Below are 17,387 nucleotides of genomic sequence, written 5' to 3'. Positions count from 1 at the left end.
GGGCCGCTCAGCCGGCCTTGGGCGCCGCGGGCCGGTGCACCAGCTCCGTGGAGAAGTAGCGCTCCATGCGGTCCGGGAACACCGTCACCACCTGGGCCTGCGGGCCCAGTTGCTTCGCCGCCTCCACCGCCGCCGCGTAGTTGAGGCCGGAGGACGGCCCCACCGGGAAGCCCCGGCGGATGAGCGCCCGCGCGGTGCCCATGGCCAGGTCGTCCGACACGTCCAGCTCCACCCGGCCCGGCATGTCCGCCTCGCGGTACAGCCGCGACAGGCCGTCCACCACGCCCGGCACGCGCGCGCTGAAGCTGCAACATTCGATGTCGCAGCCCAGCCCGGCGATGGGACGGGCCACGAAGGGCGTCACCGGACAGCCCGCCTCCGCGAACGCCTGGTACAGCCCCACGATGGTGCCGCCCGTGCCCACGCCGCTCACCACGCCGTGCACCAGGCCGCCTGGCACCTGCGCCAGGATTTCCTGCCCCGTCCACACGCGATGCGCCTCCGCGTTGTCCGGGTTCTCGAACTGGCGGGGCGCGAAGCCGCCTCGCTCCTTCGCCAGGCTCGCCGCCTTCGCGATGGCGCCCCGGATGCCCTCCGAGCGTGGCACCAGCTCCACCTCGCCGCCGTAGGCGCGGATGGCGATGAGCCGCTCCTCCGTCACGCCCTCCGGCATCACCGCGGTGAAGCGGCAGCCCATCTGCGCGCTCGCCAGCGCCATGGCGATGCTGGTGGAGCCGCTGGACGCCTCCACCACGTCACCGCCCGGGCTCAGCTCCCCCAGCCGCCACGCCTTCTCCAGCATGTACCGGGCGATGCGGTCCTTGGTGGACCCACTGGGGTTGAGGAACTCCAGCTTGCACCAGATGGTCGGTCCTTCCGGGTCCAGCCGCACGGGGACGAGCGGCGTGGGCCCCACGGCCTGGAGGAAGCGGCCATCGGCGGGGAGCGGGCGGCAGGGAGGGCGCATGGGTCATCCCTACCGCGAAACGCGCTGGCGGGGGAGCCCACCCTGTCGTCCAGCGAGCGTCGGCGGACGCCCGTTTCCCTGGCTGTTCATTCAGAGAAGACATTTTCCCACGTGCAAGGCTTGGCGCGCCCCGTGCCAGCCATTACGAAGGAGGCCACCGCTTCATCCGCACGCATGTCCTCCGCGCCCATCATCCTCAACGTCAACGACGACCTGGCCAGCCGCTACGTCACGTCGCGCGTGCTGTCCCTGTCGGGCTTCCAGGTGCTGGAGGCGGGCACGGGCGGCGAGACGCTGGCGCTCGCGGACGAGCAGACCGACCTGGTCATCCTGGACGTCCGCCTGCCGGACATGAGCGGCCTGGAGGTGTGCCGGCGCCTGAAGGCCTCCCCGCGCACGCGCGGCGCGCTGGTGCTGCACCTGTCCGCCCAGGCGGTGGGCCCCGCGGACCGGGCCCAGGGGCTGGAGCACGGCGCGGACGCGTATCTGGTGGCGCCGGTGGACCCGGAGGAGCTGGTGGCCCAGGTGCACGCGCTCCTGCGCCTGCGCCGCGCGGAGCGCGAGGTGCGCGTCCTCTCCGACCAGGTGCAGCAGCAGCGCCGCCTGCTGGAATTGGCCATGGGCGCGGCGGCGGACCCCATCGCGCTCTATGACGGCGACGGGACGCTCATCTACGCCAACCAGGCGGTGGCCGCGTCGCGCGGCTCGCACCACGTGCACGTGCCGGGCAGGAACATGGACGCGCTGCGGGCCATGGACCCCCAGCTGGAGTCCTACGCGCAGTCGCTGGACGCGGCGCGGCGCACGGGCCGGGTGCAGCGCGGCCGCGTCACGCTGTCCTCGGACCAGGGCCCGCGCCACTTCGAGTACACGATGTCGCCGGCCACGGGCCCCACGGGCGCGGTGGAGGCGATCATCGCCACCGGCCAGGACATCACGGAGACGCGCAACGCGGAGGACTTCCGCGAGCAGTTCCTGGGCATCCTGGGCCACGACCTGCGCAATCCGCTCAACGCGCTGTCCATGTCCGCGCAGCAGCTCCAGCGCCAGGGCGAGCTGTCCGACCGCCAGCGCGTCTTCACCGAGCGCATCCTCACCAGCGCCGAGCGCATGGAGCGGATGATCCGCCAGCTCTTGGACTTCGCTCGGGCGCGGCTGGGCGCGGGGCTGCCGGTGGTGCGCTCGCGCTGCGACCTGTTCGACGTGGTGCGCGGCGCGGTGGAGGAAGCGCGCGCCAGCCAGCCCCAGCGCGAGGTGATGCTGGACGTGCGGGGCGACGGGCGCGGCGCGTGGGACGCGGACCGGCTGGAGCAGGTGGTGGGCAACCTGGTGTCCAACGCGCTCAAGTTCAGCCCGCCGGATTCACCCGTGCGCGTGAGCGCGGAGGGGCAGGACGGCGAGGCCGTGCTGCGGGTGCACAACCTGGGCGCGCCCATTCCGCCGGAGCAGCTGCCGCACCTGTTCGCCGCGTGGCGCCGCGCCGGCCGCAGCGACCGGGAGCGCGGCACGGCCGGAGGGCTGGGGCTGGGGCTCTACATCACCGACCAGATCGTCCGGGCCCACGGCGGCTCCGTGAAGGTGACCTCCACGGAAGCCCAGGGGACGACCTTCACCGTGCGGCTGCCCCGAGGCTGAAAAAGCTACGGGTTTGACGACTCGTGGACGGATGCATTGCGTCCACCCTTCCGCATGCCCAGGGGCGACTCCACCCTGGGGGCATGGTCCCATCCGAAAAGCAAATCTTCGCCCAGAGCGTGGAAGCCCTCTTCGTGCGTGCGCTGGGGCCCTACCTCACGCGTGACGGCCGCCAGAAGCTGAAGGCCGCCGGCCTGAACCTGTCCGAACCGCTGCGCCCCCACTACTCGCTGGAGCAGTGGCGCGCCTTCCTGGACGTGGCCGCGCGGGATGTCTTCCCCGGCCAGCCCCTGGAGACGGCGTATCTGGAATTGGGCGCCCGCTACCTGAAGGGCTTCCAGCAGACGTCCGTGGGGCGGGCGAGCATGCAGCTCGTGACGCACCTGGGCCCGCGGAAGACGCTGGAGCGCGTGCCGTACAACCTGCGCGCGGGCAACAACTTCAACGAGGTCCGGGTGGAGGAGCTGTCCACGCAGGACGCCACCCTGTGGGTGAAGGACGTGCTGGCGGACAACCCCTTCTTCGCCTGCGGCTTCCTCGCGGAGACGCTGCGCGCGTCGGGCGCGGGCTCCCCGGAGGTGAAGCCCATCGCCTTCGACGGGACGGCGGCGACGTACCGGCTGACGTGGTCGCAGGCGAAGTCGCAGCGGCCCGCGGGCACGCTGGCGCCGGTGCGCCGGCTCTACGGGTAGCGCACGGGCGCGGGCGGATCATCCGGCGGCAGGGGGATGAACTCCGTCTCCGTGGGCACGGCGGCGAAGCGGCCCTCCTTCCAGTCCGCCTTGGCGGCCTCCAGGCGGTCCTTGGAGGACGACACGAAGTTCCAGAAGAGGTAGCGCGGGCCGTCCATGGGCTCGCCGCCCAGGAGCATCATCCGCGCCTTGGACTCCGCGTTGAGGACAATCTCGCTGCCCGGCTTGAACACCAGCAGTTCGCCGGGCTGGAAGCGTGTGCCCTCCACCTCCACGGTGCCTTCCACCAGGTAGAGGCCCCGCTCCTCGTATTCCGTGGAGAGCTTCAGGCGGGAGCCCGCCTCCATCTTCGCGTCCGCGTAGAAGAGGTCGGAGTGGGCGCGCACGGGCGACTTGCCGCCGTGCACCTGGCCCGCGATGACCGTCAGGTGGATGCCCTCGCCGTCGATGACGGGGAGCGTGTCCGCGGGGTGGTGGACGAACGCGGGGGCGACCTCCTCGTGCTTCTTGGGGAGGGCGACCCAGGCCTGGATGCCGAAGAGGCGGCCACCGGCGGCGCGCGTGTCCGGCGCGGTGCGCTCCGAGTGGGCGATGCCCTGGCCGGCGGTCATCCAGTTCACGGCGCCGGGGCGGATGGGCTGCACGAAGCCCAGCGAGTCGCGGTGGAGGATTTCGCCCTGGAAGAGATAGGTGACGGTGGACAGGCCGATGTGCGGATGCGGGCGCACGTCCAGGCCGCGGCCGGGGTCGAAGTCCGCGGGGCCCATCTGGTCCAGGAAGATGAAGGGCCCCACCATGCGGCGGCGCGCGGAGGGCAGGGCGCGGCGCACGTGGAAGCCATCGCCCAGGTCGCGCACGCGCGGGACGATGAGCGTCTCCAGGGAGGGCGGGGGCTCACGGCCCTGCAGGTCTTCTTCCCAGCTCATGGTGTGGCTCCTTTGCGAGGAGGGCAGTGTGCCCCACTTCATTCCGCCGCGCGCCGCGCTTCGTCATGCCCGGCCGCACCCGGGGTTTTCCGTCGTGCGGGCCCGGACATAACCTGCGCCGTGCATGTCCCCCTGGCTCACGATGCTCGCCGTCGCGGCGGTCCTGTTCCTGTCACGGATCCAGCTGCGGGCCTGGCGTCGTGAACGGCTCCGGCGTCGCTGGCGGGCGCTGGCGCCGAAGCTGGAGCTGGCCCCGTCGGTGGCTCCCACGCGGCACGTGCTGGTGGGCAGCCACCGGGGGCATCCGGTGGAGGTGTCCCTGCCTCGCACGGGGGGCTCGCGGCTGCGGCTCCTCCTGGATGCACGGCTGCCGGAGGGCTTCGCCCTGACGCCCCAGCGGTGGGGCGTCTCGAAGCGCCAGGCGCTTGCTGCCTCAGTGAACCGAACCTGAGCGCGACTCCGGTACTACATTGGCTTCGCGAAACGTCACGTCACCGGGCCCCAGCGCGGCGAGCGCTTCGACGAAGCGCGCGTTGACGAAGGTGTACGTGGAGCCATTCGTGGGACGGAAGATGTCCACGTCATGGGGCAGCGCGTCCCCATCCAGCCAGGGCTCCGGCGAGATCCGCGTCTCCTGCCATCCGCAGGTCGGGCACTGGGGACCTGTCAGGACTGCGTCCCGGTGCAGAAGCCCGCGCGACGGAAGCTCCAACTCGTACAGCACGACCCCTGCATCGAGCCCCTGCAACTCCGCGCGCACGGGAACAAGCCCCCGGATCCCCACGGCCTGGAGGTGTCGCAATGCGTCCTGCGTGACCAGGACCTCCCAGCCGTGGCGCGCGCTCACAGGTCCAAAGGCTCCGTGTGCCGTACCTCGAAGCGGGCCGAACTGCATGCCGGGTTCCGAGGTCATGCCTGACGGAAGGAAGGGCTGCACACGGGACGCAAGGCGTGCGTATTCCGTGTGAGGTTCGACTCGTGGCTCCAACAGCAGGTCGCGTTCGGGCAACGAAGAAAGATCGACGCTGGGAAGCGCGAACTGGCCACTCCACGTCTCATGACAGGTGGGGCACTCAACGCCAGGGAGGCTCCAGATGTGCTCGGCGGAGAGGCTGCCGCTCCAGTGTCTTGGAGTGGAGGGGCCCGGACGTTGGAGTTGGTAGAAGCGCATCGGCATCACGGCTCGGGAATGGGGGCGAGGTCGACGCCCTGCCAGTAGGTCATCGTCAGCCCGAAGAGGTCGAATCGCTGGATCATCAGGGAGGCCTGTTCGAAGTGCATGGGCTTGGTGGCGCGTCCCCGGGTCCGTTCACGAAACGCCGACCACTCCGTGTTCCAGGGACCTCGGTCCGCTTCGCGATGGATGCGCTTATGGACCTCCGCATCGATGGCGATGACGTAGTCATGCACGTTGATTCCCTTCGACTGGAAGTAGGCCTTCATGGCTTGCGGAAAGATGTGGTGCCTCTCCTTCGGGCGGGATGCCCATTCCGCCATGGCCTGGCGTCGCTTCAGTTCACTGGGCAGCGTCTCTCGCGGATACCAACGGAAGACCAGGACGGGAAGGGAGTCGCCCGGGAGTCCTTGTGCGCTTCCCCAGTTGCGCTGCGCGGTGCCACCTGGAGCGACGAATACGGGAGCATTGCTGAACGTGCGGACAACCCGTCCTGACATGCGTAGAGGCCGCAGACATCGCCTTCGCATCGGAGCGAGAGGACGCATGCGTCGTCATCATGCGGGGCTTCTTCCGCCGCACTCCATTCCGTCACCGGGACATGGGACGAGGCGCAACCCGCGAGCCAGGCAACCAGAAACAGGAACCCTGTGCGCATGGGGCAGCCCTTCATGTGGATGGTGGTCACCGGCCACATCGACGTCGGTGATTGGCCGGACGGACTGGCCTTGGCCGTCAGACGTTAGCTGAGGTCCAGGAACTCCCGCACGCGAGCATCTGACAGGAGCCAGGGCGCGGGTATTTCCTCCATGTGGGTGATGCGGCTTCGGGACTGCCGCTCTTCCCAGACCAGCTGCAGCGTCTTCCATTGTCCTTCGACCAGGAAGTCGTACTCCCAGGTTTCGGTCCAAAGGGTATCTCCGTCGACCGTTCGTGATTGCTTGATGACGGAGTCTGGATTTCCCATCTGCAGGAGGACGTCCTGGGCCCGCATGTTCTGCTTCAGCGCACGGGCCCGCTCACGCCGGTCCGGAACGGACTCGGGCACGGAGCAGCGGGCGCCGAGGAACCGGTAAGGCGCGAGACCCCGAGGCTCCGCCCCAAGCAGCCGCATCGAGTGCTGGACGATGGGGCGAAAGCGCTGAGCCTCCAAGATCGCCCCCGGAAAAGCAGCGCTCGACATGGCGAACCCAAGCAGGTCCACTGACTCCCATTGCTGGAGCAGTGGCAAGCACGCCTGGATCCGGTGCACACCGACCAGATGGATGGCGGCGATTGCGCGGCGGGCCTTTGACAGGAGGCGGTGCCGTGTTGCACCGGAGGCCGTGAAGAACTCCCGGACCTCGTCCAGGTGCTCCGTCAGCTCTGACAGCAGGACGGATACCTCCTGCTTCTCGGTGGCATCCATGGCGTGAACAGGCGCCTCCTGCTCCGGGAGGAGGGCCGCATGGGTCAGGTCGAGCACCAGCCGCTGCCCCCAACGCGTCCGCCAGACGAAGAAGTCCGTGCCCTCATCGTGGAAGAAGTAGGGCCATGAGGCGCCGGACCAGAAGACTCCCGCAGTCGTCCAGATGAGGAACTGTGGCCGCCAGATGAGGCCAGCTCCTTGGGCCTCCGCGGTCGGTCCCAGGATTCGCACTCGGAGCACCTCCTGGCCAGAAGGTGAGATGGCAATCACCTCCGGAGCGAACCCGTGGGTCCGAAGCACGGACCAGCCCCCATCCGAGACAATCACTTCACTTGGCGAGTTCTCTCGACGCGTCTGTTGCCGCTCCCAGACGACGCGTGGCTCGACGCTGCCTGGAACATGTTCGAGCAACCGGTACTGGAACGAGCCCTGAAAGGCGGGACGCCCGAAGGGCAACTTCTTGGCGGACGGAGGCCGTCCCGCCTGGTGAGAAGCCGTCGCGTTGTCGGGCGAATAGGCCGTGAGCACGAACCGCCCGCTGGGCGATGTCTCGCGGAGGTCATCGTAGAAGAGCGTGGTCACGGAGCGATGCTATCGCACCGCATTTCAGCTCCGGGACTCGGCACCGGGATGTCAGCGGGCCTTCTTGCGCGCTGGATGAGGCCTCCCACTACGATGTAAAGCCTGCCCGCCTGATGGCTCTGCGTCCTGCTGGGGAGGAACACCCAGGGCCTCCGACATCCCCTGACCTGACGTCCAACGGCGGCACCCGCCGTCCGTTGACGGCGCGCTGTACCTGTGTTCAGGCTGGCCCTCTGGGAGCCCGCCATGTCCCCTCAAATCGCCCTCGCCTTCTCGTCGGAGTCCGCGGCCCACCCGGCGCTCGCCGCCTTCCACCCGGTGGTGCGGCGCTGGTTCGCTTCCCGCCTGGGCGAACCCACCCGTCCGCAGATTGAAGGCTGGCCCCTCATCCACGCGGGCCATGACGTCCTCATCGCCGCGCCCACCGGCAGCGGCAAGACGCTCACCGCGTTCCTCGCCGCGCTGGACTCGCTGTTCCGCCTGGCGCTCGACGGCACGCTCACCGACCGCACCCAGGTCCTCTACGTGTCGCCCCTCAAGGCCCTGGGCAACGACGTGCAGAAGAACCTCCTCCAGCCGCTGGAGGAGCTGATGACCCTGGCGCGCGAGGAGGGCTACGAACCGCAAGCCCTGCGCGTCCAGGTGCGCACCGGCGACACGCCCGCCGGCGAGCGCGCCCAGATGGTGCGCCGCCCGCCGCACATCCTCATCACCACGCCGGAGTCCCTCTACCTCTACCTCACCGCCGAGCGCGCCCGCGCCACCCTGCGCCACGTGCGCACGGTCATCGTGGACGAAATCCACGCGCTCGCCCGCGACAAGCGCGGCAGCCACTTCGCGCTGTCCATGGAGCGCCTCAAGGCCCTCACCGACGTGCGCCCCCAGCTGCTCGGCCTGTCCGCCACGCAGAAGCCGCTGGACGCCATCTCCGGCTTCCTCACCGGCGCGTCCCTCACCGAGTGCAAGCGCGTGGAGGTGGGCCACCAGCGCCCGTGGGACCTCAAGGTCGAGATCCCCGACGCGGAGCTGTCCTCCATCGCGAGCCACGAGATGTGGGGGCAGGTCTATGACCGGCTCATCCAACTCTCCAGCGAGCACCGCACCACGCTCATCTTCGTCAACACGCGCAAGATGTCCGAGCGCGTGGCGCACGACCTCGGTGAACGCCTGGGCCAGCAGTGGGTGGCCGCGCACCACGGCAGCATGTCCCGTGAGATGCGCCTGTCCGCGGAGGAGCGCCTCAAGGCCGGCCAGCTGCGCGTGATGGTGGCCACCGCGTCGCTGGAGCTGGGCATCGACGTGGGCAACGTGGACCTCGTCGTCCAGCTGGGCACCACCAAGGCCATCTCCGTGCTGCTCCAGCGCGTGGGCCGCGCGGGCCACCACAAGGCGGGCATCTCCAAGGGCATCCTCTTCGCGATGACGCGCGATGAATTGGTGGAGTGCGTCGCGCTCCTCAACGCCGTACGCGAGGGCGACCTGGACGCGGTCCGCATCCCCAAGAAGCCGCTGGACGTGCTGGCCCAGCAGATCGTCGCCGCGTGCGCGTGCGAGGAGTGGGACGAGCGCGCCCTCTTCAGCATCTTCCAGCGCGCGTACCCGTACCAGGACCTCACCTGGGAGGAGTACCAGCAGGTGCTGGAGATGCTGTCGGAAGGCGTCTCCGAGCGCCGCGGCCGGGGCAGCATCCACCTGCACCGGGACCGGGTGAACCAGCGGCTCAAGGGGCGCCGGGGCGTGCGCATCACCGCGCTCACCAACGGCGGCGCCATCCCGGACACGTTCAACTTCAGCGTCACCGCGCAGCCGGAAGGCAAGGTGGTGGGCACGCTGGATGAAGACTTCGCGGTGGAGTCCTCGCCGGGGGACATCTTCCTCTTGGGCAGCACCGCGTGGCGCATCCAGCGCGTCGTGGGCAGCACGGTGATGGTGGAGGACGCGAGGGGCGCTCCGCCCAACGTGCCCTTCTGGCGCGGCGAGGCGCCGGGCCGCACGGATGAGTTGAGCCTCCAGGTGGGCCGGCTGCGTGAGGAGCTGCTGCGCCACGAGGACCCCGCGGGCTTCCTGGAGAAGCTCCTGCGCGTGCCGCCGCCCGCGGTGGACGCGCTCCTGGGCTACCTGCGGCTGGGGAAGAAGATGCTGGGCGACGTGGTGCCCAGCCACACCCAGATCGTCGCCGAGCGCTTCTTCGACGAAGCGGGCGGCATGCAGCTCATCATCCACGCGCCGTTCGGCAGCCGCATCAACCGCGCGTGGGGCATGGCGCTGCGCAAGCGCTTCTGCCGCTCGTTCGACTTCGAGCTGCAGGCGGCGGCCACGGAGGACGGCATCCTCTTGAGCCTGGGGGAACAGCACTCGTTCCCGCTGGCGGACATCTTCGACTTCCTGCACCCGGACAACGTGGAGGAGGTGCTGGTGCAGGCCATCCTCCAGGCGCCCATCTTCGGCACGCGCTTCCGGTGGGTGGCGTCGCGGGCGCTGACGCTGCACCGGATGATGGGCGGCAAGCGCGTGGCGCCGAACCTCCAGCGCGCGCGCAGCGAGGACCTGCTGGCGGCGGTGTTCCCCGCGCAGGTGGGCTGCCAGGACAACCACGGCGGCGGGGACGTGGAGCTGCCGGACCATCCGCTGGTGAAGCAGACGATGGACGACTGTCTGCGCGAGGCGATGGACATCGACGGGCTGCGCGAGGTGCTGCGGCGCATGAAGGACGGGCGCATCCAGCTGGTCGCCCGGGACGTCCCGGAGCCGAGCGTCTTCGCGCACGCGCTCATCAACAGCCAGCCCTACACCTTCCTGGACGACGCGCCGGCCGAGGAGCGCCGCGTGCGCAACGTGGCCCTGCGCCGCGCGATGCCCGCGGAGGACGCGGCGGCGTTCGGAGCACTGGACGCGAACGCCATCCGGCAGGTGGTGGAGGACGCCGCGCAGCCGATGCGCGACGAGGACGAGCTGCACGACGCGCTCTTGCAGCTGGTGCTGGTGCGGGCGTCGGAGGTGCCGAAGGGCCTGGAGACGGGGCTCTTCAAGCAGGGGCGCGTGGCCTGGCTGGAGCGGCAGGGCGCGCGGTTCCTGGTGTCTGCGGAGCGGGGTAACGCGGTGCGAGCGCTGTTCCCGGACGCGCGGACGCAGCCGGTGTTGCCGGTGCTGGAGTACGACCGGCCGGTGGAGCGCGACGCGGCGGTGCTCCAGGTGGTGCGCGGGCGGATGGAGCTGGTGGGGCCCACCACGGTGACGGAGCTGGCGCGGCTGACGCTCTTGGACGCGGACGACATCAACCTGGCGCTGCACAACCTGGAGAGCCAGGGCAGCGTGCTGCGAGGCCAGTTCCGCGCGCGGGAGGACGTGCCGGTCGCGCAAGACGCGGACGGAAGCCCGGTGCTGGAGTGGTGCGACCGGCGGCTGCTCCAGCGCATCCACCGGCTGACGGTGGGGCGGCTGCGCCGCGAGATTGAGCCGCTGAGCCCGCAGGACTTCATGCGCTTCCTCTTCCGGTGGCACCACCTGGAGGACGTGGACGCGCTGCGAGGCTCCACGGGGCTGCTGAAGGCCGTGCGCTTGTTGCAGGGCTACGAGGCGCCGGCCTCCGCGTGGGAGCGCTTCCTGTTGCCCGCGCGCATGCGCGGCTACACGCCGGACCTGATGGAGCGCGCGTGCTACGCGGGCGAGGTGGCGTGGGGCAGGGTGACGCTGAAGGATCCGCCAAAGCCCGCGGGCCCGCGCCGGGGCGCGCCGGTGGAGGCGCCGGAGCCGGTGGTGGTGAAGCGTTCGTCGCCCACGCGCAACGCGCCGCTGACGTTCACGGTGCGCGAGGACCTGGAGTGGATGCTCGCGGCGGCGCGTCCGCACGCGGTGCTGGCGGACGGGGGCGTGTGGACGCCGCCGGACCTGAGCGCGGCGGCGAAGGACGTGGTGGGCGTGCTGGAGCGGCGGGGCGCGTGTTTCTTCCAGGACCTGGTGACGCGGGCGCGCAGGCTGCCAGCGGAGGTGGAGGACGCGCTGTGGGAGTTGGTGGCGAAGGGGCTCGTGACGGCGGACGCGGTGCAGAACCTGCGCATCCTGCAGAGCCCGGCGCACCGCAAGCGCCAGAAGCTGCTCAACCGGGGCGGCCCGGGCCGCTGGACCCTGCTGGCGCCGTCGGAGCCGAAGTCGCAGGAGGAGGTGACGGAGTCGCTGGCGAAGCTGTTCCTCCAGCGCTACGGCATCGTCTGGCGCGACCTGGTGATGCGCGAGTCGTTGGCGCCCACGTGGCGCGAGTTGCTGTTCGTCTACCGGCGCATGGAAGCGCGAGGCGAGCTGCGAGGGGGCCGCTTCGTATCGGGCTTCGTGGGTGAGCAGTTCGCGCTGCCAGAAGCGGTGGACATGGCGCGAGCGGTGCGGCGCGCGCCTCCGTCCGGCGTGCGCATCCAGCTGTCCGGAGTGGATCCGCTGAACCTCACGGGCGTGGTGACACCGGGCCCGCGAGTGGCCGCGCTGCCGAACAACGTCGTCACCTACGTGGACGGTATTCCGCAGGGCGTGGACGCAGTGGAGGACGCGCCGGAGAACGAGGACGCGGAAGTCGATGGACCGCTCGCGCAGGTGAACTGACCCCAAGCTGGAGTTGGGCGCACGCGGTTTGATAGGCATCCACGGTCACCTTGCCTTGGAACCGTGGATGCCAACGAACCTCTACTGGATGGTGTTGTTCGTGGCGTTGGGGTGCTCAGCGCCGCATCCGGACATCCGTGTCCGCCAGCTCGCCAATGGCATGTACGAGGTTGAGGGGCCCCTGGCGGGTCCCTTCCAGACGCGGGAGGAACTGGCGCAAGCGGCCTGTGAGCGGATGACCCGGATGCCCGGTGCGTCGACACTGCATGGCCGGCAAGGCAAGGAGTACTGCGCGCTCTGGTACTACTCCCCCCAAGCGGAGGCCTACTTTCTCAGCTACTTCTCGGACCTGGGCGGAGACGGGCCCGGAGGCAGGAAGTACTGCAAGGTGCCGCTGGCGCTCCGCGATGTCAGCACCCGAGACCCGGTCATCCTGGGCCCTGCACATCCGCATCCCCACAACTGGGAGTTCTCCCGCGAGGACATGGGGGCGAACCACGCGCCGGATTGGTCGCCGTGGGGCTCCGCTCGCTTCGTGGACAAGTCCGGGAGGATCTGGGAGCACGAACTGCTCCTCTTCCATGGCCCCAGGAATGGCGGATGCCTTGCGTACGATTACAACTATTCATCCCGGGTCGTGTCGGCACTGCGAGCTGGGAGGTGGATCCCCATCGGGAAGGCGTCCGGAACAGCAGGGGACTTCAGCTTTGACCTTTTCGAGGGGCAGTCATGGTTGCCGTAGCCGTTCGCGGGGAGGTTTCGCGATGAAGATGCTCACGGGGATGACCCTGCTCTGCCTTCCACTGACCGGGTGTTCGCTGCTCGGGTATCACAAGGTGAAGAAGGCTTCGTGGGCGCCTCCCGAAGAGGCCGCTGCCGTGGTGTTTCCGAACTCGTTCAAGGAGGGCATCCACCTGGAGGGGCCCGTGATGGCCGCCCTCGAGGTCGCGATGAACGAGTTCTTGCCCCCGGGCTCGGAGGTCCAGACCGAGGATCCCGACAAGCGCATGGCGCAGTGTCTCTCCAGGCGGAGCACCTACGACACCCATGTGCTCCAATCGGGGTCCGACCTGTTCTTTGTGTGGTTCTCCCCGCGGCCCTCACGCTGCGGCTTGAGCGAGCCCATCCTGGAGGGTGGCGCCGTCTATGCGATCGATGGACAGGGACGCATCCTGGACAGGAGGTAGCCGCCAGGGGCCTGCCTTGATGGTTGCTGCCTAAAATATCAGTGGTGGGTTTTAGGTTCAGAATCGAAGACTTTATGCTTATTTCATGCGAATTTATCCTAGGACCAATTGAAGTTAGCTCCTCCCAGGCCTACACTGCATTGCGTCAGCTCTCTGGAGAGGTGCGGCGATGCAGAAGTGGATGGCGATGGTCCTGCTGGTGGCGGTGGGGGTGGCGGGCCTGCTGGTGACCCCGGCGGCGCAGGTGAAGCAGGGCGGTCCCATCAACCCGGCGGACACCGCGTGGCTGCTCACCGCCACAGCGCTGGTGCTGCTGATGACGCCCGGCCTGTCGTTCTTCTACGGCGGCATGGTGCGGCTGAAGAACGTCGTCTCCACGCTGATGCAGAGCTTCATCGCCATGGCCGTCATCAGCGTGCTCTGGGTCGTGGTGGGCTTCAGCCTGTGCTTCGGCGACAGCTTCCACGGCTTCATCGGCGACCCGCGCACCTTCTTCATGTTCAGCGGCGTGGGCGGTGAGACGCACCCGGACCTGGCGCCCACCGTGCCGCTGCTGCTCTTCGCGCTCTTCCAGCTCAAGTTCGCCATCATCACCCCGGCGCTCATCACCGGCGCGTTCGCGGAGCGCGTGCGCTTCAAGGCGTACCTGCTCTTCATGGTGCTCTTCAGCCTCTTCATCTACGCGCCGCTCGCCCACTGGACGTGGCACCCCGAGGGCTTCCTGCGCCAGTGGGGCGTGCTCGACTTCGCCGGCGGCACCGTGGTGCACATGTCCGCGGGCCTCGCCGCGCTCGCGGGCGCCATCGTGCTCGGCCGCCGCCAGGTGCACCTGACGCACGCCACGCACGCTCCCGCCAACGTGCCCTTCGTGATGCTCGGCACGGGCATGCTGTGGTTCGGCTGGTTCGGCTTCAACGCGGGCTCCGCCCTGTCCGCGTCGTCCCTGGCCACGCTGGCCTTCGCCACCACCAACACCGCCTCCGCCGCCGCGATGCTCGGGTGGATCGCCTTTGACTGGCTGCGCGGCCGCAAGCCCAGCGCCATGGGCGCCTGCGTGGGCGCGGTGGTGGGCCTGGTCGCCGTCACGCCCGCCGCGGGCTTCATCACCGTGGGGCAGAGCATCGTGGTGGGCCTGGTCGCCAGCTTCGTCAGCAACGCCGCCGTGCACTTCAAGAGCCGCACCGCCCTGGACGACACGCTGGACGTGTTCCCCTGCCACGGCCTGGGCGGCATCGTCGGGATGATTCTCACCGGCGTGCTCGCCAAGGACGTGGGCCTCATCCACGGCACCACGCGCACCTTCCTCATGCACATGCTGGCGCTGGCCGTCGTCTCCGTCTTCTCCTTCGTGGGCTCGTACCTGCTCTACAAGCTCGTGGACCGCATCGTCCCGCTGCGCGTCACCCGTGAGCAGGAGGAACTGGGCCTGGACCTGAGCCAGCACGGCGAGACCGTGGGCGAGGTCCCCACCGCCGCGCTCGCCGTGCCCACGCCGCCCGCGCCCTCCGTCCCGGAGCACGCCGCTTCGCCGGAGCCCGTGGCGCCCGTGCCCGCGTAAAGCCGGGGCCCAGGCGTGCGGACCCCGCGAGGCGGGGAACCTGTCGGGAAGGGGATGCGCGCGGTGCCCGCTGATCATTCACGCGGGCATCGCCCTGTCCGGGGCCTGACTGCGACCTGCCGTGCGGTGGGCCTCCGGTCATGCATGCGCGCCCTCGGCGTTGAGACAAGGACCGTCATCGGATGACGGGGCTGTCGCTTCGCGTGGGGGGAGCGCATGTCTCAAAAATGCAATGAATTGAGAATCGGTGTCCTGGGAATCGTGCTCGCGGTGGGGGGCTGCTCGAAGGAGCCCGCGTCCGCGCCGCCGCCGCCAGTGCAGGAGGCGCCGGCGGGCATGCAGTCCGGTCCAGGACGCACCGCCCGCCTGGCGGAGCTGCCCGCCGTACCGGGCGCGTCCGTCGTGGACGTCTTCGCCCAGACGCTGAAAAGGCCCACGGCGCTGGGGGAGACGACGGCGGTGCACGTGAAGCTGCCGCCGCCCGCCAACCGGGGGCTCACCAACAGCCTCGTGCGCGTGGTGGGAGACCCCGCACGGCCCACGGTCCTGTTCCACTCCGACACCCTGGAGCGGCTGGGCGCGGTCCGCTCCAGCCCTGGCCCGGACTTCTTCACGCTCTTCGCGCGGCTCCCGGACTCGGAGCTGGAGCGCCGCGAGGAGAACGAGCGACGGCTGGCCTCGGGCGAGTTCGGGATGCCTGGCCGGGAGACCGTCCTGTTCAACGGCCGCCACCCGGCTGCCCGTTACGAAGGGCTCCCCATGGACGCGGACGCCTTCGCGCACGGCGCGCTCGTGCCCCAGACGACGTGCCCATGGGTGCCGGTCTCCACCCAGGCCTGGTGGGAGCGGACGCTGATGATCCGCGACCCGGCCGTGGTGCTGGACCCTGCGCGCACGTGGGACCCGTGCACTGGCGCGGGGACGAAGGGCGGGATGTGGACCTTCGCGCACCTGATGCGGGAGATGGCCCAGGGCTCTGGCGCACTCCCGGAAGCCTTCGTGCTGAGCTGGCTGTCGCTGTGGCTCAATGACTTCCAGGCCAACGGCGACACGGTGCCCGCGCGCCGCAAGATGTATGACGAAGTGATTGCCCCCTGGGCCACCGCGAGCGGCGCGACGTCCACCCTCCAGCAGAACCCCACGACGGGCCGCTGGGAGGTGGCGCTGAGCAGGCCGCTGGACCTGGACCTCGCGCCCTTCCGTCTGCTGGCCATCGTCAACCGCATCGACCTGGCGGGCAGCCCGGAATACGGAGGCCGGTCCTCCACCCCCGGCGAGCTGCGGTTCGTCTTCGGGCTGACGCGCCCCTCGCCGTGGGGTGGTGGCACGGAGGCGACGTGCAACCTCAAGCCCTTCACCGTCATCTTCGAGTACGGCGTGCCGGGCCAGGGGTGCAAGGCCCTCACCCGCTGGGCGCGGCAGTGGGTGGGGTTGGGCCTGTCCTCCACCTTCGATGAAGCCTACCGGTCGCGGCTCCAGCAGATGACGGAGGGGGGCGTCCGGCGGGGACGGGCGCCGGGCAAGGGAAACGGCAACGCGCTCAATCAGATCCGCACCAACGAGGTGGCGCTGGCATTCCCATGGGAGCTGCGGGAGTTCCACCTGGCGGACGAGGACCCCGGCACCGGCAGGAACCTCCCCTCCAACGGGCTGCTGCGCGTCCACACGCTGGCGCTGACCCCGGATGACGCGACCCACGACTTCCGGACGGACCCCGACGTGGACTTCTTCGTGCGCACGCTCGTCAAGAACGGCGTCGAGCAGCCGGTCGCCGTCCCCACCCACTGCACCGCCCGCTTCACGGTGCCTCGTGAGATGGATGGCAGGCCCTTCCTGGGCGCCAACTCGCTGGTGGTGCCGCCCACCCACTGGGAGGCTGTCACCGCGGTCTCCACCAGCGCCACGGAGGTCTGCGCGCGGAAGGAGTTCTCCAGCAACACCTGCAATGGCTGTCACTTCAAGGACACGGGCACCAACGACTTCACGGGCGTGGACAACCTGGCCTTCACGCACGTCAGCCCCACGTCCGGCATCCCGGCCCGGCAGTCCAAATTCCTCACGGGTGGGGGCGAGGGCTTCATGTACGTCGTGCCGGACGCCCAGTTTGGAGCGCAGGTGACGTCGTGGCCGTTCGCGGACCTGCTGCGCCGCCACCAGCGGCTCCAGGAGCTGGCCCATTGCTCCCCCTGCGGCTGGTTCATCGACCTGGACGCGGGCTACCTCAACCGGATGGAGGCCATCGCAGGGAACGTGCCCCTGGACCTGCCGCCCGGCTCGCCCGCGACGTCGCTCAGGGTGGGCCCCATCCGCGATGTGGGCGTGGTGAAGCAGCTGTTGGAGCTGCGCCCCGACTTCAGGATGAAGCCTCGGGAGCTGCCGCTCGACTTCATTGAACCGCCCGCGGCCCGCGTCCACTGACGGGCCTCGTGATGCGTTGGGCCTCCAAGTGTGTGGACCCCGCGAGGCCGTGAGCCTGTCGGGAAGGGAATGGGCGCGGACCTCGCGGATCATTCGAGTGGGCAGCGCCCTGTCCGGGGCCGGACTGCGGCCCGTCTGGGATTGGACGTCCGTGCGCGCCCTTCATCCCCGCGACGTTGAGTCAATGCCAGCCAGTCCATGCAAAGGCTGGCATTGCCGGGGGAAATGTATGTTTCGGAAGTGCGAGGAG

The 17,387-nt window shown here is 69.6% G+C and carries 12 protein-coding genes and 1 pseudogene; 8 read left to right on the top strand and 5 right to left on the bottom strand.

Translation table 11 applies throughout. The annotated features are described in order from the left end of the window. Positions 1–7: 7 nt before the first annotated feature. On the bottom strand, positions 8–967 hold the full coding sequence (locus D7X96_RS12875) for a PLP-dependent cysteine synthase family protein (RefSeq protein WP_120546512.1): 960 nt from the start codon (positions 965–967) through the stop codon (positions 8–10). Positions 968–1,141: 174 nt separating this feature from the next. On the opposite strand from D7X96_RS12875, the gene D7X96_RS12870 reads away from it, so the two are divergent. Both D7X96_RS12870 and D7X96_RS12865 read left to right on the top strand, forming a co-directional pair. After that, the gene (locus D7X96_RS12870; protein WP_121769837.1) at positions 1,142–2,602 is read left to right on the top strand and encodes a sensor histidine kinase; all 1,461 of its coding nucleotides are present in this window, start codon (positions 1,142–1,144) and stop codon (positions 2,600–2,602) included. Between the two features lie 83 nt (positions 2,603–2,685). Beyond that, on the top strand, positions 2,686–3,294 hold the full coding sequence (locus D7X96_RS12865; protein ID WP_121721940.1) for a DUF2378 family protein: 609 nt from the start codon (positions 2,686–2,688) through the stop codon (positions 3,292–3,294). Here D7X96_RS12865 and D7X96_RS12860 read toward each other — a convergent pair. Beyond that, positions 3,285–4,220 (bottom strand): pirin family protein, encoded by a 936-nt coding sequence (locus D7X96_RS12860; protein ID WP_120546509.1) that lies wholly within the window; start codon positions 4,218–4,220, stop codon positions 3,285–3,287. The two genes, D7X96_RS12865 and D7X96_RS12860, sit on opposite strands and share 10 nt — an antisense overlap. 124 nt (positions 4,221–4,344) lie before the next feature. Here D7X96_RS12860 and D7X96_RS12855 point away from each other — a divergent pair, with 124 nt between their 5' ends. Beyond that, positions 4,345–4,671 (top strand): hypothetical protein, encoded by a 327-nt coding sequence (locus D7X96_RS12855; protein WP_121721941.1) that lies wholly within the window; start codon positions 4,345–4,347, stop codon positions 4,669–4,671. On the opposite strand, the gene sitI6 is transcribed toward D7X96_RS12855, so the two are convergent. The 3 genes and pseudogenes from sitI6 to D7X96_RS12840 form a co-directional block, all read right to left on the bottom strand. Further along, positions 4,654–5,391: a SitI6 family double-CXXCG motif immunity protein gene (gene sitI6, locus D7X96_RS12850; protein WP_233609456.1), complete on the bottom strand. Its 738-nt coding sequence runs from the start codon at positions 5,389–5,391 to the stop codon at positions 4,654–4,656. The genes D7X96_RS12855 and sitI6 overlap by 18 nt on opposite strands. Positions 5,392–5,396: 5 nt before the next feature. Then, positions 5,397–6,052, bottom strand: a pseudogene (gene sitA6, locus D7X96_RS12845) (SitA6 family polymorphic toxin lipoprotein). Between the two features lie 84 nt (positions 6,053–6,136). Further along, positions 6,137–7,384 carry a hypothetical protein gene (locus D7X96_RS12840; RefSeq protein ID WP_120546505.1) on the bottom strand — a complete coding sequence of 416 codons (1,248 nt, stop codon included), beginning with the start codon at positions 7,382–7,384 and terminating at the stop codon, positions 6,137–6,139. 246 nt (positions 7,385–7,630) lie between these two features. On the opposite strand from D7X96_RS12840, the gene D7X96_RS12835 reads away from it, so the two are divergent. The 5 genes from D7X96_RS12835 (at position 7,631) to D7X96_RS12815 (ending at position 17,137) form a co-directional block, all read left to right on the top strand. Next, complete coding sequence (locus D7X96_RS12835; RefSeq protein WP_208647305.1) at positions 7,631–11,974, top strand: DEAD/DEAH box helicase; 4,344 nt, start codon at positions 7,631–7,633, stop codon at positions 11,972–11,974. A 67-nt stretch (positions 11,975–12,041) separates the two neighbouring features. Next, positions 12,042–12,716, top strand: coding sequence for a hypothetical protein (locus D7X96_RS12830; protein WP_120546503.1), 675 nt, complete (start codon positions 12,042–12,044; stop codon positions 12,714–12,716). A 22-nt stretch (positions 12,717–12,738) separates the two neighbouring features. After that, a complete protein-coding gene (locus D7X96_RS12825; protein ID WP_147442617.1) occupies positions 12,739–13,161 on the top strand; it encodes a hypothetical protein in 423 nt (140 codons plus the stop codon). A 169-nt stretch (positions 13,162–13,330) separates the two neighbouring features. Further along, a complete protein-coding gene (locus D7X96_RS12820; protein ID WP_120546501.1) occupies positions 13,331–14,719 on the top strand; it encodes an ammonium transporter in 1,389 nt (462 codons plus the stop codon). A 237-nt stretch (positions 14,720–14,956) separates the two neighbouring features. Beyond that, positions 14,957–17,137: a hypothetical protein gene (locus tag D7X96_RS12815; RefSeq protein ID WP_244219565.1), complete on the top strand. Its 2,181-nt coding sequence runs from the start codon at positions 14,957–14,959 to the stop codon at positions 17,135–17,137. Positions 17,138–17,387 lie beyond the last annotated feature (250 nt).

Source organism: Corallococcus interemptor (assembly GCF_003668875.1).
Lineage (GTDB): Bacteria > Myxococcota > Myxococcia > Myxococcales > Myxococcaceae > Corallococcus > Corallococcus interemptor.
Note: the sequence above shows the minus strand (reverse complement) of the source record. Positions and strands in the feature narration are given on the sequence as shown.

Bases quoted from the DNA above. Each gene is read 5' to 3' on its own strand.
- D7X96_RS12825 (WP_147442617.1), top strand. From the start codon at position 12,739: ATGAAGATGCTCACGGGGATGACCCTGCTCTGCCTTCCACTGACCGGG.
- D7X96_RS12870 (WP_121769837.1), top strand. From the start codon at position 1,142: ATGTCCTCCGCGCCCATCATCCTCAACGTCAACGACGACCTGGCCAGC.
- D7X96_RS12855 (WP_121721941.1), top strand. From the start codon at position 4,345: ATGTCCCCCTGGCTCACGATGCTCGCCGTCGCGGCGGTCCTGTTCCTG.
- D7X96_RS12860 (WP_120546509.1), bottom strand. From the start codon at position 4,220: ATGAGCTGGGAAGAAGACCTGCAGGGCCGTGAGCCCCCGCCCTCCCTG.
- D7X96_RS12865 (WP_121721940.1), top strand. From the start codon at position 2,686: ATGGTCCCATCCGAAAAGCAAATCTTCGCCCAGAGCGTGGAAGCCCTC.
- D7X96_RS12820 (WP_120546501.1), top strand. From the start codon at position 13,331: ATGCAGAAGTGGATGGCGATGGTCCTGCTGGTGGCGGTGGGGGTGGCG.
- sitI6 (WP_233609456.1), bottom strand. From the start codon at position 5,391: ATGCGCTTCTACCAACTCCAACGTCCGGGCCCCTCCACTCCAAGACAC.
- D7X96_RS12830 (WP_120546503.1), top strand. From the start codon at position 12,042: ATGCCAACGAACCTCTACTGGATGGTGTTGTTCGTGGCGTTGGGGTGC.
- D7X96_RS12835 (WP_208647305.1), top strand. From the start codon at position 7,631: ATGTCCCCTCAAATCGCCCTCGCCTTCTCGTCGGAGTCCGCGGCCCAC.
- D7X96_RS12875 (WP_120546512.1), bottom strand. From the start codon at position 967: ATGCGCCCTCCCTGCCGCCCGCTCCCCGCCGATGGCCGCTTCCTCCAG.